The sequence below is a fragment of the Sphingomonas sp. TDK1 genome (assembly GCF_001650735.1).
Lineage (GTDB): Bacteria > Pseudomonadota > Alphaproteobacteria > Sphingomonadales > Sphingomonadaceae > Sphingomonas.
The window spans coordinates 187,625-211,327 of record NZ_LXVY01000027.1; the positions used below are offsets into that span (position 1 = coordinate 187,625).

Consider the following 23,703-nt stretch of genomic DNA (forward strand, 5'->3'; position numbering starts at 1 on the left):
CCATCCTGCTCATTGCGGCATGCGATTGAGGGCGTAGTTGGCGGGGATCCAGGCATAGGTTCCGGGGCCGGTACGACGGACATGGCCGATACCGGGAAAGGAGATATGGGCGCCGGCGACCCACCAGCCCTTGTCGGCCGCCGCCGCGAACGCCGTCTCGCGCGACCGCACCGCAGCGTGCGGATCGGTGTCGTATTTCATCGCGACGTGCGGATCGGGCAGCTGCACGGGCGCGACATGGACAGTATCGCCCCAGAGGAGCAGTGCCTTGCCTCGGCTCTGGACCAGATATTGATGATGGCCGGGCGTGTGCCCCGGCGCGGCAATGGCGGTGATACCGGGGGGGAGCGGCTCGCCCTCCGCATAGGGCTTGAAGCGTCCTTCCGCGATATAGGGCTTCAGGCACTGTTCCGCGCCGTCGAACATCGAGCCGAGAAAGGCCGGCACCGTGCTGCGGTTGGCATCATTCAGCCAGAAGTCCGCCTCGGCGCGCGCGACGCGGACGGTCGCCCGCGGGAAGACGGCCTTGCCGCCCATCAGCAGTCCGCCGACATGATCGCGGTGGAGATGGGTAAGGTAAACCTCGTCGACCTGTTCGGGCGTGACGCCCGCCGCCCGCATATTGGCGACCAGCAAGCCGCCATCGCGGCCGTAGAGATCGCCTGCCCCCGTGTCGATCAGCACCAGCTTGCCCGGCATCCGTACGAGAAAGGCGCTGAACCCGCCTTCGACGGGCGAGGTCAGGAAATTCTGCGCCAGCAGGTCTGCCACCTCTCCGGGCTTCGCCCCCACCGCCAATTCGATCGCGGGAAATGGATGCGTCCCGTCGAGCAGCGCGATGATTTCGAAATCGCCGAGCTCGAACCGGTAATAGCCCGGCGCCTGGCGCGGCGTCCACATGCCGCCGGGTGAGGCCTGGGGCGGCGGTGCCGGCGGGGTGGAAGGCGCGACCTGCCCGGCGGCCGGGAGCGCGGCGGCGCCGGTCGTCATCGCGGCGGCAATGCGCAGCATCTTGTGCAGCCGGGCAGCACTGCTTGAGAATCGGCTTGCGTTGCGCATTTTCATAGTGCCTCCAAGACCTTGCCAGTTCGCCTTGCCGCCCTCGATCCTAAAAGGATTGGACGCAGCGGCGCTGTCTTGGACGGACCAACCGCGGCACGCGGGTCGCGTCGGATCGACGCCCTATCTGCTCGCCAAGGTTGGAGATGCTGCGCCGTCGGTCATCACTACCGGGCGGATCCGCCCATGCGCGTCATAGCGGATCCGGTCGATCGCGATCTGGCGCTCACCGCGATACGGCGCCGGTCCGGGCGCCTGCTCCCAACGATGATAGACGATCAGCCATCGGCCCGACGGCGTGCGCACGAAGCTGTGGTGGCCTGGCCCTTGATGCCGTGCGTCGCCGGTCAGGATCGCGCCGCGATAGGTCCAGGGGCCGGTCGGACTCGGCGCCGTCGCATAGTGGACCGAATAGTCGGGCCCGTTCCAGCGGCCATGGCTGTAGGAGAGGTAATAGAGGCCGCCATGAACGTGCATGAATACGCCTTCGGTGAAGTTGGGCGGCGTTGCGACCGACACCTCCCGCGCGATGCTGGTCATGTCCGCCCGCAGTTCCCAAACCCGCAGCCTGGCGCCTGCGCTGCCGCCTGCGTACAGATAGGCGCGCCCCGATCGGGGATCGACGAATACCATCGGATCGATGGCTTCGAAGCCATGGCCGCCATCCTGAACCAGCGGGCGGCCGATATCGCGGTACGGCCCCTGGGGGTGATCCGCCACCGCGACGCCGATCCGGCTAGGGGTCGGATTTTGCGGACCGACCGAGAAATAGAGATAGTAACGGCCGCCGCGGATCGCGATCGCCGGCGCCCAGAGGAAATGCGCGGGCGCCCCGTCATCGGGTATCCAGCGGATCTGGTCTCGGCGGATCAGTTCGCCGCGCGCCTTCCACTGCCGCAGGTCGCGCGACGAGAAGGCACCGAAACGGTCCGCCGACCAACTGCCGCCCGGACCGCCCGTCGGAAAGATCCACAGGTCGCTGCCGATAAACAGCGCATGCGGATCCGCCCCGGCGAACTGGGGATTGTCCGCAAGCGCAGCCCCACCGAACGTGAAGGCCATCGCCATCGCCACGCAGCGCGGTTTCACGGCGCCTATCCACCGGCGCATGCGGAAGTGCCCCTTTGCCATCTTGCCCTCAGTGCTCGGCCGTGTGGAGGCACGGCGCAGCGGCCATGCCCCCATATCAGGTCGCGCGTTCAGAAACGGAACCGCACGCCGAGCGAATAAGAACGCTCGATATAGAAGACCTGGCGGCGATAGGTGTCGCCGGTGTCGTACGCACGGTCGCGCTGGATCGGGTTGCCGAGCACGTTCACGATGTCGAAAGCGAGCGTGATGTTGGGCAGCGGCGTCACCGTCGTCGAGAAGTCGAGCTGACCACGTCCCTTTTCGATCGTGGGATGGGCGATCGGGTCGAACGTCTCCAGCGTGTAATAGGACACGAAGTCGGACCGATAATTATACGCGACGCGTGCCGAGAATTGCGGCCGCTCATACAGTGCCACAAGGTTGTACGACCATTTTGACACGCCCGGGAAACGCTGCCGTTGGTTGGCATAGGTCGCCGCGAAGTTCGGCTGGAGATCGCCCTTCGCGTCGATGAACGTGCCGTTGGCCTGGATGCCGAAGCCCTTCGCCCATTCCGGCAGCCCGTCGATATCGAGGAAGCTGGTGAACTGGACTTCGGCGCCCTGGAGCCGGGTACGGCCGAGGTTCACCGGCTGGTCGATCGAGACCAGCCCGTATGTAGGGTCGCGATAGACATTGTTGACCGTCGCCAGGAAGCCCTGGACATCATGCCGGAAAATGCCGGCCGTGAACGAACCCGTGCGCGAGAAATAATATTCGAAGCTCGCGTCGTAATTGTTCGAGGTCAGCGGCAGCAGGTTCGGATTGCCCTGCGAGCCACCGCGCGCACAATTCCGGCTGTTGTAGGTGGCGCTGGAAGGATCGAGGCATGGGCTGCCCGCCGGGAAAGTCGGCGGCGTACCGAGCGAAAGATTGGGGCGAAGGTCGATGAAGTTCGGACGTGTGCGCGTCTTGGTGTAGGCGAGCCGCAGTTGCAGCTTGTCGGTCAGGGCGATCCGTGCGCTGACATTCGGCAGATAGTCCGTATATTCGTTCTCCGCGGTACTCGGCGCTACCACGCCTGCAATGCTCGAGGTGGCGTCGACGCGTGTCTTGGTCTTCACCACCCGCAGGCCGGCGAGGCCGTCGATGGTGGTGCCGCCAAGCTCGAAGCCATATTTCAGCTGCGCATAGCCGGCATAGGACTTCTCATTGGCACGAAAGCGCTGCAGCGGATCGAACGCGACCGTACCCGCAGGCTCCCGGAAGAAGGCGCGCAGCGCATCGAGATTGTTGCGGATGCTGTCGCGCGTCATCGCCGCATAGGCAACGTTGGGCTGGGCATTGTTGAAGGTGAAGCCCGGTAGCGTGTACCGTACGTCCGCGCCGGGAAGCGATGTCAGCGGGATGCCCAGCGCCTCGTAGCTGACATCGGCGGCACCGTTGGTGCCGGGGACGGCGACGTTGTTGTAGATGTTTCCGAAGTCGCGCGACGCCTTGCGATCATCGTAGCGCACGCCGACCTGCAGCCGCTTCAGGAAACCCCTATCGAGATCATAGGAGGCGTCGGCGCGCGCCTGCCAGTCCTTGCCGCTGACGACCGTCAGTTCCTGATAGAGACCGCGCGCGAGGAAGTTCGCGGGATCGGCGATCGAATAGTTGAGAAAGGTCTGGGACGGCCCGCCATCCTGATTCTTCGACACATCGAAGTTGGAGAAGTGCGTTGGCACGCCGCGCATGGCATAATCGACGTTGACCAGATCGGCGGTGTAGGTGCTGTCGGTATAGGCGACGTCCGCCGATAGCTGGAGGCGATCCTTCCGCCACTTGATGCCGGTGCCGCCCTGATAGGTGTCGGTCTTGCCGTTGAACGAGCCGGTATAGCCATCGGGGCGCACCGCGCCGCTGACGACGGCGCTGGCGATCTGGTTGGTGCCGGGGATGGTCGTGATGTTCGAAAGCGTGATCGCGCCGAAGTTCGGAATGAACATCCAGCGGTTGTAGTCCTTGGAGCGGAAGCCCTGGTATAGTCCGTCGGCGTAGATCTCGAGGTCGGCATTGGGCTTCCACTGGAAGGCGGCGTTGGCCGAGGGGCGATACCGCGCGCCATAGCCTAGGAAGTTGCCCTGCGCGTCCGGATAGCGGAGCCCCGCCTGGCCGGCGGGCGCATTGTCCGCATTGGTGGTGGCGATCACCACCGACTGCTCGCGCGAGGAGTCCATGAAGTTGATGCCGACATAGGAGGCGTTGAGCAGCAGCCCCATCTCGCCGATGCCGGTGTTCCAGCGATCGCTGATCAGCAGATTGCCGTTCGGCACGATCTTTTCGGATTGCTGCGAGAGCACGCCGTTGAGCGAGCCGGAAAGTTCGAAGCCCTGGAAGTCGAACGGCTTGCGGCCCCGCACGTTGATCTCGCCGGCGATGCCCCCCTCGATCTGGTCGGCCAGGCCGGATTTGTAGACTTCCAGCGCCGCGACGGTGCCGGCAGGGAAATCCTGAATCTGGACGTAGCGCCCCTCCGCGGTGAAGATCTGGCGACCGTTATAGGTGGTGGTCAGATCGGGCAGCCCGCGCACGGTCACCCCCGCGGATTCGCCGCCGCCGCGCGTCACGTTGACGCCCGCAACACGCTGGAGCGCAGAGGATGCGAAGGTATCCGGCAACTTGCCGATATCCTCGGCAACGATCGCGTCGACAATGCCGTCCGAGTTGCGCTTGATCGACTGGGCGGATTGAAGGCTGCGGCGCAAGCCCGTGACGACGATCGCTTCTTCGGTCCCGCTTTCCTGGACAGCGGCGGGCGGCGGCGAAGCCGGGCTGATGCTGTCCGCGCTCGACGATTGCGGCTTCGGCACTTCCATCGCGGTTTGGGCAAAGGCATCGGGCGCGAGCGTAAGACCGATCACGGCCGAAACCGACGCACGCAAAAACGGCTTCATTTTCATGCAAACCTCCCCTTGATTTTTCCCCGCCTCGTCGGGCGGGTTTGCTTGTCGCGGCCGCAATATATACTCTGACTAGCTTTGCCCGCAAACGAATTATCATATTTTTGAACAGCACCGCCTGTCAAAGCGTTCCGGACAGGGTGACCCGCTATATTTATATGATAGATATGCTTCCCAACCGGATAGAAGTTCGCTACGCCGGTCAAGCTACAGATCGCCGAAAATGGTGACAGGAGAGGACGCCTTGACCAACGCGCACGCGCCAATACGGCCGCGAGGATCGCTCGGCATCGGGACCGCGCGCTCGATGCACACCAACATGACTGCATCCGGCCGCGCTGGTCCGCAGGGCGAACAATAACACGTATTTACAGATATTTATGCAGCAATGATTCAAACGTCATGCTTGGAAGGAGAGGCGCGATGAAGGTTTGGACGGCGATCGGCGGAATCGCTGCCATGGTTGCGCTCGCCAGCACGGCGGAAGCGACGACGGCGAAACGCGGCACTTTCGGCAGGATGCCGGACGGTCGGCCCGTCGCTTCGGTGACGCTGACGAACGCGCGCGGAATCTCGGCAACCGTGGTCGCCTATGGGGCGATGCTCCAGTCGCTGGTGATGCCGGATCGCGCGGGCCACAAGGCGGACGTCATCCTGGGCTATGATAATATGTCGGACTATCTTGCCAAGGGACAGTATTTCGGCGCGACTGTCGGCCGTTTCGCCAACCGGCTGGCCGAGGGCCGCTTCCGCATCGACGGCCGCAACTTCCAGACACCAGTTAACGACGGTAAGAACGCGCTGCACGGCGGCACCGTCGGGTTCGACAAGCTACTGTGGGAGGTGGTGTCGGTGAAGGACGGTCCCACCGCCTCGGTGACGCTGCGCGCCGTCAGCCGCGATGGCGATATGGGCTATCCAGGTACGATGACCGTTGACGCCACCTATGCGCTGGACGAGCAAAATCAGCTGACGATCACCTATACGGCAACCACCGATGCGCCGACGATCGCCAACATCACCAACCACAGCTACTGGAACCTCTCCGGCGAGGGTTCGACGGGCGGCGCGATGGGCCACCGCGTCGCCATCCCGGCACAGACCTATCTGCCGACCGATGCCGGCGCGATCCCCACGGGCGAGTTCAAGAGCGTCGCCGGCACGGTGTTCGACTTTCGCATCCCCCATGCGGTCGGAGACCGCGTTCGTGACGCGCGCGATCAGCAGATCGTCTTCGGTCGCGGCTATGACCATAACTGGGTGATCGGCCGCGAGGTGACGCCCGACCAGCATCTGATGGCGAAGATCTATGATCCCGCCTCGGGTCGCGGCTTCGAGCTCTGGTCGAACCAGCCTGGGCTGCAATTCTATTCGGGCAATTTCCTCGACGGCACCACGCACGGCAAGTCCAAGCGCATCTACCGCGAGGGCGACGCGATCGTGATGGAGCCGCAGATTTTCCCGGACTCGCCGAACCAGAAGGGCTTTCCGAACGCCCGGCTCGATCCCGGCCAGACCTATCGCAACGTGATGACCTATCGCCTGAGCACCGGCCAGGCCGCAGTGCCGAAGAAGCGCTGAACGAACCTTTGGGGAGCAGACCTGATGATGATCCGCCGTACCTTCCTCGCTTCTGGCCTTCTCGCCGGCGCCGCGCTGGCGATCGCCGCCACCGTTCCGTCGGCCCAGGCGCGTGACCAATGGACCAAAGCGCAGGCCAATGCCTGGTATGCCGAGCAGCCCTGGATGGTCGGCGCCAACTTCACGCCGGCGACGGCGATCAACCAGCTCGAGATGTTCCAGGCGGAGACCTGGGATCCCAAGCGCATCGATCTGGAACTCGGCTGGGCCGAGAAAATCGGCATGAACGTGATGCGGGTGAACCTGCACAACCTGTTGTGGGAAACCGACGCGGCAGGGCTCAAACGCCGCATGGACGCATTCATGACGATTGCGGCGAAGCACCACATCAAGACGCTGTGGATCTTCTTCGACAGCTGCTGGGACCCCGATCCCCATGCGGGCCCGCAGCACCCGCCGATCCCCGGCGTCCACAACTCCGGCTCGGCCCAGTCCCCGGGTGCCGCGCGGCTCAAGGACGCGTCGCAATACGGCAAGCTCGAAGCCTATGTGAAGGATATCGTCACCACCTTCGCCAAGGACGAGCGCGTGCTCGGCTGGGACATCTGGAACGAGCCGAATAATGGCGGCGGCGGCAATTATGCGCCGACCCCGGACAAGAACAAATATGTGGCCCTGCTGCTACCGCGCATGTTCGCCGCCGCCCGCGCCGCGAACCCGATCCAGCCGCTCACCTCGGGCGTGTGGATCGGCGACCATTGGGACGACCAGAGCACGCTCGACGCAGTCGAGAAGATCCAGATCGCCCAGTCGGACGTGCTGAGCTTCCACGATTACAGCTGGCCCGAGACGTTCGAGCGCCGCGCCAACCAGATGCTCAGCTATGGCCGCCCGGTGCTCTGCACCGAATATATGGCGCGCGGCAATGGATCGACCTTCGACGGCACGCTGCCGATCGGCAAGCGACTGAACATCGCCATGTTCAACTGGGGCTTCGTCGACGGCAAGTCGCAGACCCGGCTGCCCTGGGACAGCTGGAAGAAGCCCTATACCTATGAGGAGCCGACGATCTGGTTCCACGAGGTCTTCCACGGTAACGGCAAGCCCTATCGCCAGGCCGAGGTGGACCTGATCCAGCGCCTTTCCGCCGCGCCGAAGGGCGTCGTCCCCGTCGCACCGCGATGATGCGCGGCTAGCCCGCCACCGGCCAGCCGTCGCGGGTCCAGCGCAGTCGCTGGACCTGCAGCGTCGGCGTCCCCTTCCGCCGCGTGTCATAGGCGTGATAGACGATATAGTCGTCGCCGCGCTCCTGCAGGATCGAGGCGCCACCTCGCCCGACGAAGCGGCTGCCGGTATCGCGACCGTTCGCAAGCACCGTGGTGCCGCCGCCCTCCAGCATCGGTTGCCCATCGCGATCGCGATAGGGTCCTTCCGGCGCCTCCGCGCGGCCGACCACGGTGCGATAGCTGCTCGCCGCCCCCCGACAGCAGAAATCGAAGGACGCGAAGAGATAGTAGCGGCCGCCATGACGGAGGACGAACGGCGCTTCGACCGCGCCCGGCGACGGCCGGCGCGCCAGCGATCGTGGCGCCGTATCGCCGATCAACCGGAGCCCGGTCGCAGGATCGATCCGGACCAGTTTGATGCCGGACCAGAAACTGCCGAACACCAGCCAGGCACGCCCCTGTGCATCGCTGAATGCCATGGGATCGATCGCGTTGAAGTCGTCGGCTGGTCCGGATTGCACGACCGGTCCACGATCGATCCAATGGACGGCAGGCGCGGCCGGGTCGATGCGCGTTGCCGTCGCCAGGCCGATGGCGGACCGGTTCTTCCCGAACGTGGAGACGGCATAATAGAGGCGATACTGGTTGCCGACTTTCGAAAGGTCCGGTGCCCACATGCCGGTCGCGCCCGGAACCGCGGTGCGGACCCAGTCCGGCAGGGCCGCAAAGCCTGCGCCTCGCAGCGTCCAGCGGCGCAGATCGGTAGAGGTGCGTAACGGCAACAGCCCCTGGGGACTCCCGACGTGGCCGGTACTGAACAAATAGTAGGCGTCGCCAAGCTTGCGGATCGTGGGATCATGCACCCCGTCTATTGCCCCCTCCGAGGCGATGGACGCAGCGGGCGGCGCGCCGGCTGCCCCACTATCGCGCGCGGGGAGCAGCGCCAGCACGAGGGCCGCCAGAAGGCTCATGACCGCTGCAGCGGACCGTTGGCCACGGGCTCACCGAAATCCGGCGATCCGTCGGCGCGGTAGCGGAAATACTGCATGCGCGTGTGCCGGTTAGGATCGAACAGCGGATCGCCCTTTATCTCCGCATAATCGCGGGCGTGGTATACCAGCACGTCGCGCCCCTGTTCGTCGACGGTGAAGCTGTTGTGGCCGGGCCCGAAGATCTTGTGCGCTGCCGAGGTCTTGAACACGGGCAGGGGCGACTTGGTCCAGCTTGCCGGATCCATCAGGTCGGCATCGGCGCGGGCAGTCAGCATGCCCAGGCAATAGCGCGCATCGGTGGCGCTCGCCGAATAGGTCATGAACAACCGGCCGTTGCGGAGGAGCACGGCCGGCGCTTCATTCACCTTGAAGCCCTGCACTTCCCAATCCAGCGTGGGCACCGACAGCCGCGCAGGCTTGGCCGCGAGCGTCAGCGGCGTGGCGAGCGGCGCAAGATACAGGTTGGAGTTGGTGTCGATCCCCGGCTCGCGCTGCGCCCAGGCCAGATAGCGCCGCCCCTTGTGGACGAAGCTGGTGGAATCGAGATTGAACGTGTCCCATGGCGTCTCGAGTTGTCCGAGCACCGTCCAGTTGCCGGTCATCGGGTCCGCGCCGTCGCAGGCGATGGCGTAGGTGCGGATGCGGAACACATCCTCGCCGCCCCCGCTCGGGCCCGCGGCGAAATACATGATCCATCTGCCGTCGACGAGGTGCAATTCGGGCGCCCAGAGAAAGCCCGACATCGGCCCGCTCGCGCGATGCCGCCAGAGCACGCGTTCCGGCGCATTGGAAAGGCCGGCAAGGGTGCGGGCGCGCCGCAGCACCAGCCGATCATATTCCGGCACCGAACCGGTCAGATAGTACCAGCCATCGCTATGCCGGAAGACCTGCGCGTCGGCGCGCTGCCGCACGACCGGATTGACGAGGGCAGCCGCACGGCCCCGCGCTGCGGCAGGCGTCGCGGAGAGTGCCGCCGCCCCCGCGAGAAAGATCCGCCGGTTGAGCATGGGCGATTCGCCCTGCCCCATCGCTTGCGCTTCGTCCGTCATGTCCTCTCCCGTTCAGCGACACAAAGGCCGCTCGATCCTGCATTTCTGCCCTGGCCGCGAACCGCCGGCGAAATGCTTGGGGACGATGTGCCGAACAAGCTTCGAAATAGCAAAGCCCGTCCGTCGCCGCGGGTGCCGGACCCGGCCGGTGTCTCAATGGCCGGGGCGATATCGCCGCTCGACATGCCCCGCGAGTTCGTCCGGATAGAAATAGACCTTGCGCAGATTGCCGGTGGCATAGCGATCGATCTGATCGGCAAAGTGCGGCGAGGCCGGGTTGCCGCTCTGCCCGCCTGCCATCACCGCCGTCGCCGCCACCCGGGGGCCGAAGGCGACGACCGCCACGAAGCTGTTGCCGCTGGTCCCGTAATAGCGCCTGGTGCCGGGCCACCGCTTCGCGCCGAACGACGCGAGGCTGCCCCATTGGGCAGAGGTGAACGGCACCGGCACAGAGGGTTTGGCATCGTCGAAATGGGGCTGGAGCGCGTCGTCGAGGCGCTGGAAGCGGTTGATATCGCCCCAGCGCGTCTGCCAGCTGCCGAAATCACGGGCCAGTTGGTCGACCGCGACAGAGAGGGCTGCCAGCTTCGCCGGCGCCGATACCTTCGCTGCGATATAGTCGGGCACGTTCATCCGCTCGGCCTGTGCGAAACTGCCGACGTCGCGCCACAGCTGATCTCCCCAGTACACGGCCAGACTGGTCGCTACCGAATCCGCGCTCCAGCGATAGTTCCAGGCTGCCAGCGTCGCGATCGGCGCGGCCAGCGCCGCGCGTCGCGGATCGGTTGCGGGCAAGGCACGCCATGCGGCCACCAGCTCCGGCAGCAGCTTTGCGAAAGCAGGCAGATACGGGTCGAATGCCGCCGCGCGCAGCCGCTCCGGCGTCCAGCCGCTTTTGCCGGTCAGCAGCAGGTCGGCGTGAACGCCGCGGGCATTGCCGCCGACCTGGTCCATGTAGCGCGGATACGCCTTCGCCTTGGGACTGTCCGCCCCGGCGGCACTCCACGGCCAGTCATTGGTATTATGCGCCCACCCGGTATTCGGGTTGAGCACGCTCGGCAGGCTGGGAAGCGTGTGCAGCCCCTTCCAGTCGGTCGCGGGGTCGCTGCCGTCGACCGGCCGCGTATAATCGAAGCGATCGTCCCGCACCGGCATGAACTGCGGCATCAGGAACGCGATCTCACCCTTCGAATCTGCGAACAGCGTGTCGTTGGAGGAATTGGCCTTGCGCTCAGCCACCTGCAGATAGCTGGCGAGGTCGGTTGCCTTGGTCCGCAGGAAACTCTGCTCGAGCGCAGGCACAGGTCGCCACATCAAGGCCGTCGCGATCCAGCGGCCGCCCTTCGCCGCGACGATGGGCCCATGGTGCGTTCGCCAGATAGTGAAGCGCCGCTCCGCCATGGATCCGTCCGCCTTGCGATAGCGCAGTGCCACGACCCGCGACTGCACCGATCGCGTCTCTACGCCGTACCGATAGGCCCAGCCATCGCCCCGTCGCACGATATGTTCGGCAAAGGCGTCGACATTATCGACCGTCGCGGACGTGTGCATCCACCCTGCCTTGGCGTTGAAGCCCTGATAGACGAAGAACTGCCCCCAGGTGCTCGCCCCATAGGCGTTGAGCCCCTCGTCGCTCGTCACCTGCGCTTCGGAGCGAAAGTAGAAGCTGGTATGCGGGTTGATCAGCAGCAACGCGCGCCCGTCCGCGGTACGCTTCGGCGCGATTGCGATCCCGTTCGAGCCGGAAGGTTCGCGCGGCACGCTGCCCTGCTCCTCCGGCGTCGGTGGCGTCGGATTGCCGTAGAAGGTCTTCAGGTCGGTCAGCGAGATCCGCTCGATGTCGCCGCCGATGCTGCCTTCGGTGAAGCTCAGCGCCATCCAAGGCTCGAACCGGGTGAGCACCTTGGGCTTCACCGCCGGATGCGTTGCCAGATAGAAGTTCAACCCGTCCGCCCACGCGTCCATCAGCGCGCGGAGCCAGGCAGGACTGCGCGCATAGTCCTGTCGCAATTCCTCCGGATCGACGAAGAGGCGCTGGCGCAGATCGGACCATAGGGCGTCCTCGCCCTCCGCCTCTGCGGTACGCCCCAAGGCGGTGAGGTAATTCGCCTCGATCCGCCCGAAATCATCCTCGGCCTGGGCGTAGGTCATGCCGAACACCGCATCGGCGTCGCTCTTGCCCCGGATGTGGGGGATGCCCCAATCGTCGCGCGTGATCGTGACGCGGTCCGCCTCGGCCTGCCAGCGCGCGCGCTCGGGGTCCGGCGCGGCGGCGGTCGCGCCCAGCAACGCCAAGAGAAGCAACGGATTGCGCGCACGGCGGATCAGCGTATCCATGCCTCGAGACTAGAGGGGGGAAGGCGGATGGCCAAGCGTTGGTTGGCGGTTCTTGGCGCGCTGACGCTGGGCGGTCCTGCAACGGCGCAGCAGCCGCAGCCTGCGGCCATGTTGCTCAAGCCGGCGGGAGTGTTCGACGCGGTCGACGGCGAGGTTCATCCCGGCTGGCAGGTGCTGGTGCGGGGCGAACGGATCGTCGCAGTCGGACCGAACCTCGCCGCGCCCGCCGATACGATCGTGATCCCGCTTGAAGGCGATACGCTGATGCCGGGCATGATCGAGGGCCATGCCCATCTCTTCCTGCATCCCTATAACGAAGCCAGCTGGGACGATCAGGTGCTGCATGAGCCGGTGGCGCTCCGCACCGCACGGGCGGTGGCGCAGGCCCGGGCGACGCTCCACGCCGGCTTCACCAGCCTGCGCGATCTCGGCACCGAAGGCGCCGGCTATGCCGATGTCGGGCTGAAGGCGGCGATCGACCAGGGTATCGTCGAAGGGCCGCGCCTGCAGGTGGCGACCCGCGCGATCGTCGCGCTCGGCGCCTATGGTCCCAAGGGCTTCGAACCCGGCATCGCGGTGCCGCAGGGTGCCGAGGAAGTCTCCGGCGCCGAGCAGATGGTCGCGGCGGTCCGGCGCCAGATTGCCGCGGGCGCCGACTGGATCAAGCTCTATGCCGATTATCGCTGGCGCCCCGGCGAGGAGAGCCGCGCGACGCTAAGCCTGGAGGAGATCAAGGCGGCGGTCGCCGCCGCCCATGATGCCGGACGACCCGTCGCGGTACATGCCGCCACCGCGGAGGGGATGCGCCGCGCGATCGAAGCAGGCGTCGACACGATCGAGCATGGCTATGGGGGCACGCCCGCGATCTTCGCCGCCATGGCCGCCAGGAAGATTGCGCTCTGCCCGACCCTCGCCGCCTCGGACGCCACGTCCCGCTATCGCGGTTGGAACGGGCAGGAACCCGCACCGGCAGCCGTGCTGGCCAATCGCGAAAGCTTCCGGCGCGCGCTCCGCGCCGGCGTTCCCATCTGCATGGGCGGCGATGTCGGCGTCTACGCACATGGCGAGAATGCGCGCGAGATGGTGCTGCTCGCCGCTGCCGGCATGCGGTCCGCCGACGTGTTGATGGCAGCCACGTCGGGCAATGCCCGCTGGTCCGGACAGGCGGCACGGCTGGGTGCGATCAAGCCTGGGCTCATCGCCGATCTCGTCGCCGTGGCGGGCGACCCCGCGCGAGACATCCAGGCGGTTCGCGCCGTGCGCTTCGTGATGCAGGGCGGAAAGGTCGTGCCGCTGGAACCACCCCGCTGAAATAATGCCGGTCGGTGCGCCCGCGATCATTTTCCGCACTCGAGCGGGGCGATCAGGCTGATGCGGAACGCGAACCTCCGGCAGGCCCCGTGTCGTCGCAAGGGAGCAGCACGACAAAGGTAGACCCCGCGCCCACGACGCTGCTCGCGAGCTCGATGACGCCTCCGTGCAGGACGACGAGCTGCCGTACCAGCGCCAGACCGATGCCGAGACCTTCGGGCTGCTCCTCGCCGCGGTCCACCTGCGCGAACAACTCGAAAACCTGTGCCTGCATCTCCGGCGGAATGCCGACACCGGTGTCGGCGACCTCGATCGCAACCCGCGTCCCTTCGCGACGTACGGCAAGGGCGATCGTCCCGCCCGGCGGGGTATATTTGGCGGCATTGGCCAGCAGGTTGCTCACCACCTGGGCGATGCGCGCCTGATCGGCACGCAGCCAGATCGGTGCCTCCGGCATGTCGATCGTGAAGCGATGCCCGCGTGCCTCGATCTGCGGCCGGCTGATTTCCACCGCCAGGGTCACCGCATCGGCAAGCTGCATGCGATCGACGCGCAGCACGATCTTGCCCTGGTCGATCCGGGCGACGTCCAGCAGATCCTCGATCAGCCGCGTCATGTGGCCGATCTGACGGTCCATCTGGCTGCGTATCTGCTCGGACGCCTCGACGGACCGGCTGCGGGCAAGAAGGTGCAGGCCGGCGCCCAGCGCCATGATCGGATTGCGCAGCTCGTGCCCGACCATGCCGAGAAATGCATTCTTGCGCCGGTCGGCCAGCTGCAGGCTCCGTGTCATCCGCTCCAGCTCGTCGCGTTGCGCCACAATCTGCCGACGCTGCTCGTAGAGATCGAAGAAGACGTTGCTCTTCGACCGGAGGATGGCGGCATCGATCGGCTTCTGGAGGAAATCCACCGCTCCCGCCTCATAGCCGCGGAAACGACGCTGCGCATCGGCGCTGCCAGCCGTGAGGAAGATGATCGGGACATGCCGGGTCCGCTCATTGGCGCGCAGGAATTCGGCAAGCTCGAACCCATCCATGCCGGGCATCTGCACGTCGAGCAGCGCCAGCGCGACGTCATGGACCAGCAGCAGTTCCAACGCCTCATCGCCCGAGCGCGCCTTCAGGCATTCCAGCCCGTCGCGTCGCAGCAACGCCTCCAGCGCCAGCAGGTTTTCGTCGAGATCATCGACGAGCAGGAACTTCACGGGAACCGGGGGGGACATGGGGCTCAGGCCAATCGCAGGAGGTATGGGGCAATGGCGTCGATCGCCAGTCGGGTAGCATCGGGGCAGAGGGCGAGGCCGGCGGCGGGCATGGTGCGCACCTGCGCCGTATCCGGATCCTCGACGATCGCGATGCCGCCGGCGCGGGCTACTGCGCGCAGTCCCTCGGCACCGTCCTGGTTCGCGCCGGTGAGCAGCACCGCGATCAGCCGGCTCCGCAGCGCGTCGGCAGCGCTCTCCATCAGCAGGTCGATCGCCGGACGGCTGTGGTTGACCGGTTCGTCGGCCGAGAGCGCCATGCTGCCATCCGCTTCGACGAGGAGATGATAATTGGCGGGCGCGAAATAGATGGTACCGGGCTCGGGCATCTGCTTGTCCTCCGCCTCGCATACCTGCATCCGGCACCGTGCCTGGAACAGCGTCACAAGGCCGTGGTCATGATCGGGCGGGACATGGACCACGATCAGAACGGCACGGCGGAAATCAGCCGGAAGCGCGGGTAGCAGCGTGAGGAGCGCCTGCACCCCGCCGGCCGAGGCGCCGATGACGATCAAGTCGGTCATCGCTCGCGCCGCTGGTAGATCTTCTCCTCGCGGACGAAGTCGGCAAAGCCCGCCGCATGGTCGGAAAAGCGCAGGCTTTCCTTGCGGCCAAGGCCAAGGAAGCCGCGGCGGACGAGCGATTCGTCGAACAGCCCCACGGCGCGCTCCTGCAAATTGCGATCGAAGTAGATCAGCACGTTGCGGCATGAAATCAAATGCATTTCGGCAAAGACCGAATCCGTTGCCAGACTGTGATCGGAAAAGACGACGTTGGCGCGCAGGCTGCTGTCGAAAATGGCCCGGTCGTAATCGGCGACATAATAATCGGAGAGCGACGTACGCGCGCCGGACTTCTGGTGGTTTTCGGTGAACTTGCGGATCTGGTCGAGCGGATACACGCCCGCCTCGGCCGCGCGCAACGCTTTCGGATTGATGTCGGTGGCGTAGAAGATCGTGCGCTGCTCCAGCCCCTCTTCCCGGAACAGGATCGCCAGCGAATAGACTTCCTCGCCGTTGCTGCATCCGGCGATCCAGATCTTGAGCGAGGGATAGGTGCGCAGATGCGGCACGACCTTCTCGCGCAGCGCGCGGAAATAGCTGGGGTCGCGGAACATCTCGCTCACCTGGACGGTGAGATAGTTGAGCAGCTTGGCCAGCATGTCGGGATCACGCAGCAGCCGCTCCTGCAGGGCCGAGAAGCTCTCCACCCCCAGCCGTGCGCGCGCCTGGATCAACCGTCGCTTGATCGACGCGCGGGCATAGTGCCGGAAGTCGTAGTGATAGCGCCGATACAGCGCCTCGAGCAGCAGCTCTATCTCGATATCGTCGATATCGGGCTCGGGGACCTCGTCGCTCATCGCGGCATCCATACGCGGACCAGCGAGAGGAGCTTGTCCACATCGATCGGCTTGGCCATGTAATCGCTCGCGCCCGCTTCGATGCAGCGTTCCTGATCGTCCGGCATCGCCTTGGCGGTGAGCATGATGATCGGAAGCTTGGCCCAGCGGGGATCCTGGCGGATTGCGCGGGTGGCGGCGAGGCCGTCCATCACCGGCATCATCACGTCCATCAACGCGAGGTCGACGCCCTTCTCGGGATCGGCCGCCGCCTCGGCCAGCGCGTCGAGCGCTTCCTGGCCGTTGCGGGCGATGCGGACGAGAACGCCGCGCGGCTCCAGCACGCTGGTCAGCGAATAGACGTTGCGGACATCGTCCTCGACGATCAGCACCCGCCGCCCTTCCAGCACCGCGTCGCGGCGGCGAGCGGCCTGGATCATTTCCTGCTGCTCGCTCGGCAGTTCGGACACGATCTGGTGGAGGAACAGCGAAACCTCGTCGAGCAGCCGCTCGGGCGACTTGGCGCCCTTGATGATGATCGAGCTCGAATAGCGTCGCAGCTTCTGCTCGTCATCCGCGCTGAGGTCGTGGCCGGTATAGACGATCACCGGCGGGAAGCTGTGCGCGCCATCTTCCTGGCTCAACGTCTCGAGCAGCGAATAGCCCGAGGCATCGGGCAGCGACAGGTCGAGGACCATGCAGTCGAAGGTCTGGCTGCGCAGCATCTCCAGGCACTCGGCGGCGGTGCTGACGCCCACCGTCTCGACATCGTCCTTCTGCAGCAGCCTGGCGACCGCATCGCGCTGGACAGGATCGTCCTCGACGATCAGCACGCGGCGCACGCGGCTGGCGGTGCGCTCCTGCAGGTTCTGCAGCACTTCCGCCAGCAGCTCGCGCTTGATCGGCTTGATGTGATAGCCGACCGCGCCGAGCGACAGCGCGGTCTGGCTCTGGTCGGCGGCCGAGATGACGTGGATCGGGATGTGCCGCGTGGCGTCTTCCTGCTTGAGGCGATCGAGCACGATCAGCCCCGATTGGTCCGGCAGACCGAGGTCGAGCACGACGGCGCTCGGCCGATAGGTGCGGGCCAGCTGCAGCGCCTCGTCCGCCGTGCTCGCGACGAGACACTGGAAACCGAGCTCGCGCGACAAGTCGCAGACGATCGAGGCGAAGACCGCATCGTCCTCGATCACCAGCAGCTGCCGGCCGCCCGGGACCAGCGCATCGCGATCGTCTTCCAGCACCCAGTCGGCCGCAGCGCGGCGCGGCGCGACCGGCACGGCGACGGGGGCCGGCATAGCGATCGGCTTGGCCGGAGCGGCCGGGGCAGTTGAGCGCGCGCGCGGGGAAACCGCCGTGGCATCGTAGCGCGCGGGCAGCGTCAGCGTGAAGATGCTGCCCTCGCCCGCCCGGCTCTCCAGCGTGATGCCGCCGCCGAGCAGCCGCGCCAGCTCGCGCGAGATCGACAGGCCGAGCCCGGTGCCGCCATAGCGGCGGTTGATCGTGCCATCGGCCTGGTGGAAGGCTTCGAAAATCATCTTCTGCTGTTCGGCCGAGATGCCGATGCCGGTGTCACGCACGGCAAAGGCGATCCGCTCGCCGACCGCGCGGACGTGCAACTGCACCGAGCCCTTCTCGGTGAACTTGAGCGCGTTCGACAGGAGGTTCTTGAGGATCTGCTCCAGCCGCATGCGGTCGGTCTCGATACCCTTCGGCATGGTTTCGTCGAGCACGATCTCCAGATCGAGCCCCCGTTGTTCCGCCACCGGCTGGAAGACCTGGCGCAGATCGGTACCCAACCGCACGAGACTCACCGGCTCGGGGCGGATGTCGACATGGCCTGCCTCGATCTTCGACAGATCAAGAATGTCGTTGATCAGCGTGAGCAGGTCATTGCCGGAGGATTCGATGGTTCGCGCGAACTTCACCTGCTCGGCGGTGAGCGTGGCGGGCCCGTTGTCCCCGAGGAGCTTGGCGAGGATCAGCAGCGAATTGAGCGGCGTGCGCAGCTCGTGGCTCATATTGGCGAGGAAATCGCTCTTGTACTGGCTGGCCTGTTCGAGCTCGCGCGTCTTGACGAGCAACGCCGCACTGCCGCGCTCCAGTTCGTCGCGTTGGTTTTCCAGTGCCTGAGCCTGTTCCTCCAGCTGGCTGTTGGTCTGCTCCAACTCCACCTGCTGCTGCTCCAGCATCGCCTGGGATTCGCGCAGTGCCCGGCCCTGTTCCTCCAGCTCCTCGTTGTTGACCTGGAGCTCCTCGCTCTGCGTCTGCAGTTCGGCGGCCTGGCGCTGGGTTTCCTCCAGCGCATCCTGCAGCCGGGCGCGGAACCGGGCGGAGCGCAGCGCCACGCCGATCACCGGAGACGCCCGTTCCAGCAGCTCCACCATGATCGGATCGGTAGGGTAAAAGAAGCCGAGCTCCATCACCGCGTTGACGACATCGTCGGCCTTGGCGGGCACGATCAGCAGATGGCGCGGCTTGTCGCTGCCGAACGCGGAGCCGATCTCCAGATAATGATCCGGCACGTCGTCCAGCAGGATCGGCGTCCCTTCCGCGGCGACGCGCCCCAACAGGCCCTCCCGCAGCCCGAACGTTGCCGGCATATCGGCGTCGCCGGGGACGCCCAGCGTGGCGACACGCTCGAACCGGCCTTCCTCGCCCTTGAACAGCGCACCCGCCTGGAAGCCGAGCTTGTCCGCGAGATAGCCGAGCACCGCATCGGCAATTTCCTCTACCGAGCGATCGCCCCGCACCGCCGCCGAAATGCCGAGCAGGCCGTTTTGCAACCAATTCTCCCTGGCGCGCGCCCGCTGATTGCGGCGTACCAGGACGAAGATCAACACCGACAGCGCGGCACCGATCAGGCTGGAAACCAATCCGCTCGCGATTGCCGCACGCGATGCATTGGCCATGTCGTCGAGACGCTCCTTGCGGAGGCGACCCTCCTCTCGCGCCATGAGCGCGAGCTGGGCGCGGATCGCGTCCATGCTCGTCTTGCCACGATCCGTTCCGACAATCGCCAGCGCTGCCGCCAGCCCTTTGGTTCGCCGCGCCTCGATCGTCTCGCGCAGTTCGGCGCGCTTGGCAGCGACACTGCGCCGCAGCTGCGCGACGTTCCCCTGCTGCACGTCATTGTCACTCACCAGGTCCTGGAGATGATCCAGACGGGGTTCCAGCGTTTCCGTGGCGCGGTCATAGGGTTCTAGATAGCTGCCGGCACCGGTAAGCAGATAGCCGCGCTGACCGGTTTCGGCATCCTGGACGGTGGAAAGCAGCTCGTCGAGCGCGATCAGCACCGTATGGCTGTGGCGGATCGCGGCGTCACTCTCCCCCAGCGCCAGGACGTTGCGGTAGGCGAGCGCGCCACTGACCAGGAAGAACGCCAGGCCGACGATCAGCCCGAGCGTCATCCAGGCGGAGCGGCCGCCGGAGTCTCGCAACAAATTCCGACGCTTCATGCACTTGATCCCGAAAAAGCCCCGCGATCCGCATACCGTCCCGCGAAAGGAGAGCAAGAGCCCTTGCGGACAGAGGCCCAGGGCGCGCTTCCTGGAACGCACTCGTTGGCCGATCAAGCGACCCGTACGCCATGGGAAACCGCCCATCGCCTCAACCCGGCCCCGGGCAGCCTGACAGGAAGCGCCGTCGCTCTACGCGGCACCGGCCTTGTTAGAGCAACTTGTCGAGCGTGATCGGCAGATCCCGAATCCGTTTTCCCGTCGCATTGTAAATCGCGTTCGCCACCGCGGCGGCGACACCGGTGATCCCGATCTCGCCGACGCCATGTGCGCCCATCGGTGTGTGCGGGTCGGGGATATCCGTCCAGATCACGTCGATGTCGGGCACATCGAGATGCACCGGCATGTGATATTCCGCGAGGCTGGGATTCATGATGCGGCCGTTGCGCTCGTCGAACTGGGTTTCCTCCATCAGCGCCATGCCCAGACCCATGATGATGCCGCCGCGGAACTGGCTGGCTGCGGTCTTCGGGTTGAGAATGCGGCCGCAGTCGAACGAACCGAGGAAGCGCCGCACCCTCGTTTCGCCGGTGACAATGTTCACCGCCACTTCGCAGAACAGCGCGCTGTGCGAGTGCATCGACCAATGCATGGTCTCCAGCGGCATCGATCCCGCTTTGGTGACGGTGATGCCGTCCCGCTGCGACCGCGCAAGGATCGAAGCATAGCGCTCGTGGCGGGTGGGATCCGCCAACGCTGCAAGCCCCCCGCCCTCGCAACCGACCTCCTGGGGCGACAATCCCGCGAGCGGCGAGTCATTGCCCGCGAGCTTGAGCAGTTCGCCGACGAGCTCGCCGTGCGCGGCGATGACCGCGGCACCGATCGCCGCGGTCTGCTGCGACCCGCCCGCCATGATCGCGCCGGGAATGGCGGAATCGCCATAGACAACTTCGATCTGCTCGATGGCGAGACCGAGCCGCTCGGCCGCGACCAGCGCGGTCGTCGTTGCCGTCCCCATGCCCATCTCGGCGGCGGCAACCTCCACCTTGGCCCGTACGCCGTCCCCATCGCGCGACAGGGTGATCCGTGCTTCGGCACCCGGCATCCGGTAATAGGGATAGGTTCCGGTAGCGCAGCCCAGCCCGATGCGCCACTCGCCCTCCTGGCGCGTACCGACCGCCGGACGATCGGCCCAGCCGAACCGTTCGGCGCCGCTGCGCCAGGCCTCGGCGATATGACGCGAGGAGAAGGCGCGGCCGTTGACGGGATCCTTTTCCGGCTCGTTGCGGAGGCGCAGTTCCACGGGATCGATGCCGAGCTGGACGGCCAGCTCGTCGACCGCCGATTCGAGCGCGAAGGTACCCACGGCCTCGCCGGGCGCGCGCATGAAGGTGTTGGCGAGCATGTGCATCCGCGTAACCTCCACCTTGAACAGAAGGTTGGGCACGGCATAGGCGGCCTGGCTGCCGAGGATGAACGGCTCCGGCATGTTGTTGTGCGGCGTCATGACCGACAAGCCGGTATGGATCAGCGCGTCGAAGCGTCCGTCGGCGCGCGCGCCGATCGCCACCCGCTGCTCGGTCAAAGACCGCCCGCCGACCACCCGGTAGACGCCCGCGCGCGAAAGCGCGATGCGTACCGGCCGGCCGGAAAGCCGCGCTGCCGCGGCACCGATGATCTGGTGGTCCCATAGTCCCTTGCCGCCGAAGCCGCCGCCGACATAGGGCGAGGTGAGCCGCACCTGCTCCGTCTCCAGCCCGAAGACGTCGGCCAGCGTCTGCGCCTGCTGCGTCACCATTTGGCTGGCATCGTGGATGGTCAGCGTATCGCCGTTCCACGCCATCGTCGCTGCGTGCGGCTCGATCGCGTTATGATTGTGCCTGGCCGTGCAATAGACCTGGTCCACCTTGTGCGGCGCCGCCGCAAAGGCCGACTCCGCATCCCCTACCGCGTTCAGCAGCGGGTTGCCCATGAACAGCCCCTGCTCGATTCCGTTCGCCTTGGCGTCGGCGAGCGAGGTGATCGATTCTTCCACCTCGTAGGTGATCTGTAACAAGGTTGCCGCGTGATCGGCCTGCTCCTGGGTTTCCGCGAGCACGCAGGCGATCGGCTGGCCGTTCCAATGGACGCGATCGTCTTGCATAACCGCCAGATCCGAGGGCCCCACGCCTGTGGGCGAGGCGCCAAAGGCGGGCGGGGTCGCCATGCGGGGTGCGTTGCGATGCGTCATCACCAGCACGACGCCCTGGGCCAACTCCGCCGCGGCGCTGTCGATCGCCGCAATGCGGCCCCGCGCGATAGTGGCATAGGCGAGCGCGGCATAGACCATGCCGTCGAAGCGATGCTCGGCCGCGAAGGCCGCCGTCCCCGTCACCTTGAGCGCCCCGTCCAGTCGCGATACGGGCTTGCCGATCGCACCATGTTTGCGGGCGATCAGCGGGTCGGGCACGCCACCGGGGATCCAGCTGTCGGGTGCGAGCGGCACCAGCCGCTCCATCGCGCTCTGCACCAGGCCCTGCGCCGCCTGCTTGGCGTTCTCGACGATGCTCACGCCGTTTCTCCTGTTGCAAGCGCTTGGAGGACTGCCGCCAGCAATCGTCCGGCCAGCGCCGGCTTGAATGCATTGTCGCGGAGCAGCTGGGCGTCCTCGAATTCCAGCGCTGCAGCATCGATAAAGGCCTGATGCGTCGCCGGCGCGCCGCGCAGCGCCGCCTCTGCCCGGTTCGCACGCCAAGGCTTGTGGGCGATTCCACCAAAGGCGATCCGTACGTCCGATACGCGATCCCCATCCAGCTTCAGCGCGGCTGCGACAGACACCAGCGCGAAGGCATAGCTCGCCCGATCCCGTACCTTGCGGTACGTCGAGCTGCCCCCGAAAGCGAGCGGCGGCAGTTCGACGGCTTGGATCAATTCGCCATGCGCAAGATTGGTATCGCGATCGGGCGCATCGCCGGGAAGACGATGGAGATCGCCGAAAGCGATGCGGCGCGCCCCCCCGGGGCCTGTTACGTGGACGATCGCATCCAGTGCCGCCAACGCGACGCACATATCGGACGGATGCGTGGCCACGCACGCTTCCGATGCACCGAGAACCGCATGGATCCGGTTGAAGCCGTCGCGAGCGTCGCATCCTGATCCGGGGAGCCGCTTGTTGCAGCGGGATCCGTCGGTGTCGTAGAAATAGGTGCAGCGGGTCCGCTGGAGCAAATTGCCGCCCAGCGTCGCCATGTTGCGGATCTGCGCCGATGCGCCCGCGAGGATCGCCCGCGCCAACACCGGGTAGTGTGTCCGCACCACGCGATGCTCGGCAAGCGCGGTGTTGCGAACCGCCGCACCGATCATCAGACCGCCGTCTTCCGTTTCTTCGATCGTCGCGGGGAGCGCACTTACGTCGACCAGCCGTTGGGGTTGGACCACGGTCTCGCGCAGGAGATCGACCAGATTGGTACCGCCCCCTAGAAAGGCGCTGCCGGTCTCTGCGCCCAGGCGTAGCGCCTCGGATGCATCGGTTGCGCGCAGATAGAGGAACGGCGTCATGGCGTAACCTCCGATGCAAGGGTGGCACGGATCGCGTCGATGATCCCGTTATGCGCGCCGCAGCGACAGAGATTGCCGCTCATGCGCTCCTGGATTTCGTCGCGGGTCAGCGTCACCGCGGCGGCGAGATCGCCCGTCACATGGCTGGGCACGCCCCGCCCGGCCTCGGCTATCATCCCCATCGCCGAACAGATCTGGCCCGGCGTGCAATAGCCGCACTGGAACCCGTCATGCTCGATGAACGCGATCTGCAACGGGTGAAGGGCGTCGGCCCCTGCCAGCCCCTCGATCGTCGTCACTTCCCGGCCTTGTACCTGGACCGCCAACGTCAGGCACGCGAGGATGCGCTCGCCGTCCACCAGCACCGTGCATGCGCCGCACGCTCCCTGGTTGCAGCCCTTCTTGGTGCCGGTGAGATGCAATTCTTCCCGCAGCAGATCGAGTAACGACATGCGAGGATCGGCGGGTGCCGATACCTTCGCCCCATTCACGACGAGCGACATCCCGATCCTCCAGTGCCAGGTCTTTGCACAGCGG

At 66.0% G+C, this 23,703-nt stretch carries 15 protein-coding genes and 1 pseudogene; 3 read left to right on the forward strand and 13 right to left on the reverse strand.

Annotation, left to right across the window (positions count from 1 at the left end; genetic code table 11):
* Positions 1-9: 9 nt before the first annotated feature.
* The 3 genes from A7X12_RS15065 to A7X12_RS15075 form a co-directional block, all read right to left on the reverse strand.
* A complete protein-coding gene (locus tag A7X12_RS15065; RefSeq protein ID WP_157105612.1) occupies positions 10-1,065 on the reverse strand; it encodes an MBL fold metallo-hydrolase in 1,056 nt (351 codons plus the stop codon).
* A gap of 117 nt (positions 1,066-1,182) precedes the next feature.
* Entirely contained in the window at positions 1,183-2,148 is a 966-nt protein-coding gene (locus tag A7X12_RS15070) for a family 43 glycosylhydrolase (protein ID WP_232318530.1), read from the reverse strand.
* A 110-nt stretch (positions 2,149-2,258) separates the two neighbouring features.
* On the reverse strand, positions 2,259-5,069 hold the full coding sequence (locus tag A7X12_RS15075; protein ID WP_198162041.1) for a TonB-dependent receptor: 2,811 nt from the start codon (positions 5,067-5,069) through the stop codon (positions 2,259-2,261).
* Positions 5,070-5,498: 429 nt separating this feature from the next.
* Here A7X12_RS15075 and A7X12_RS15080 point away from each other — a divergent pair, with 429 nt between their 5' ends.
* Both A7X12_RS15080 and A7X12_RS15085 read left to right on the forward strand, forming a co-directional pair.
* Positions 5,499-6,656 (forward strand): aldose epimerase family protein, encoded by a 1,158-nt coding sequence (locus A7X12_RS15080; protein WP_157105613.1) that lies wholly within the window; start codon positions 5,499-5,501, stop codon positions 6,654-6,656.
* 27 nt (positions 6,657-6,683) lie between these two features.
* Positions 6,684-7,841 carry a cellulase family glycosylhydrolase gene (locus A7X12_RS15085; RefSeq protein WP_064312460.1) on the forward strand — a complete coding sequence of 386 codons (1,158 nt, stop codon included), beginning with the start codon at positions 6,684-6,686 and terminating at the stop codon, positions 7,839-7,841.
* A 7-nt stretch (positions 7,842-7,848) separates the two neighbouring features.
* Here the strand turns inward: A7X12_RS15085 and A7X12_RS15090 are convergent, their stop codons facing one another.
* From A7X12_RS15090 to A7X12_RS15100, 3 genes and pseudogenes are all read right to left on the reverse strand, one after another.
* Entirely contained in the window at positions 7,849-8,853 is a 1,005-nt protein-coding gene (locus tag A7X12_RS15090; RefSeq protein ID WP_064312405.1) for an arabinan endo-1,5-alpha-L-arabinosidase, read from the reverse strand.
* Between the two features lie 8 nt (positions 8,854-8,861).
* Positions 8,862-9,881: pseudogene (locus A7X12_RS15095) on the reverse strand (glycoside hydrolase family 43 protein); the annotation flags it as partial.
* Positions 9,882-10,076: 195 nt separating this feature from the next.
* Complete coding sequence (locus A7X12_RS15100; RefSeq protein WP_064312406.1) at positions 10,077-12,260, reverse strand: penicillin acylase family protein; 2,184 nt, start codon at positions 12,258-12,260, stop codon at positions 10,077-10,079.
* 27 nt (positions 12,261-12,287) lie between these two features.
* On the opposite strand from A7X12_RS15100, the gene A7X12_RS15105 reads away from it, so the two are divergent.
* Complete coding sequence (locus A7X12_RS15105) at positions 12,288-13,571, forward strand: metal-dependent hydrolase family protein (RefSeq protein WP_064312407.1); 1,284 nt, start codon at positions 12,288-12,290, stop codon at positions 13,569-13,571.
* 52 nt (positions 13,572-13,623) lie between these two features.
* On the opposite strand, the gene A7X12_RS15110 is transcribed toward A7X12_RS15105, so the two are convergent.
* The 7 genes from A7X12_RS15110 to A7X12_RS15140 all read right to left on the reverse strand — a co-directional run bounded on the left by A7X12_RS15110 (position 13,624) and on the right by A7X12_RS15140 (position 23,669).
* Positions 13,624-14,793 carry a hybrid sensor histidine kinase/response regulator gene (locus A7X12_RS15110; protein ID WP_064312408.1) on the reverse strand — a complete coding sequence of 390 codons (1,170 nt, stop codon included), beginning with the start codon at positions 14,791-14,793 and terminating at the stop codon, positions 13,624-13,626.
* 5 nt (positions 14,794-14,798) lie between these two features.
* Positions 14,799-15,356: a chemotaxis protein CheB gene (locus A7X12_RS15115; protein WP_064312409.1), complete on the reverse strand. Its 558-nt coding sequence runs from the start codon at positions 15,354-15,356 to the stop codon at positions 14,799-14,801.
* Positions 15,353-16,204, reverse strand: a complete 852-nt coding sequence (locus A7X12_RS15120) for a CheR family methyltransferase (protein WP_064312410.1) — start codon at positions 16,202-16,204, stop codon at positions 15,353-15,355. Before A7X12_RS15120 ends, A7X12_RS15115 begins: the two co-directional genes overlap by 4 nt.
* Positions 16,189-19,629 carry a response regulator gene (locus tag A7X12_RS15125; protein WP_084445508.1) on the reverse strand — a complete coding sequence of 1,147 codons (3,441 nt, stop codon included), beginning with the start codon at positions 19,627-19,629 and terminating at the stop codon, positions 16,189-16,191. The genes A7X12_RS15120 and A7X12_RS15125 overlap by 16 nt, the downstream gene beginning before the upstream one ends.
* A gap of 211 nt (positions 19,630-19,840) precedes the next feature.
* The gene (locus tag A7X12_RS15130; protein WP_064312412.1) at positions 19,841-22,180 is read right to left on the reverse strand and encodes a xanthine dehydrogenase family protein molybdopterin-binding subunit; all 2,340 of its coding nucleotides are present in this window, start codon (positions 22,178-22,180) and stop codon (positions 19,841-19,843) included.
* Entirely contained in the window at positions 22,177-23,166 is a 990-nt protein-coding gene (locus tag A7X12_RS15135; protein ID WP_064312413.1) for an FAD binding domain-containing protein, read from the reverse strand. Before A7X12_RS15135 ends, A7X12_RS15130 begins: the two co-directional genes overlap by 4 nt.
* Entirely contained in the window at positions 23,163-23,669 is a 507-nt protein-coding gene (locus A7X12_RS15140) for a 2Fe-2S iron-sulfur cluster-binding protein (RefSeq protein WP_064312414.1), read from the reverse strand. Before A7X12_RS15140 ends, A7X12_RS15135 begins: the two co-directional genes overlap by 4 nt.
* Positions 23,670-23,703: the final 34 nt, after the last annotated feature.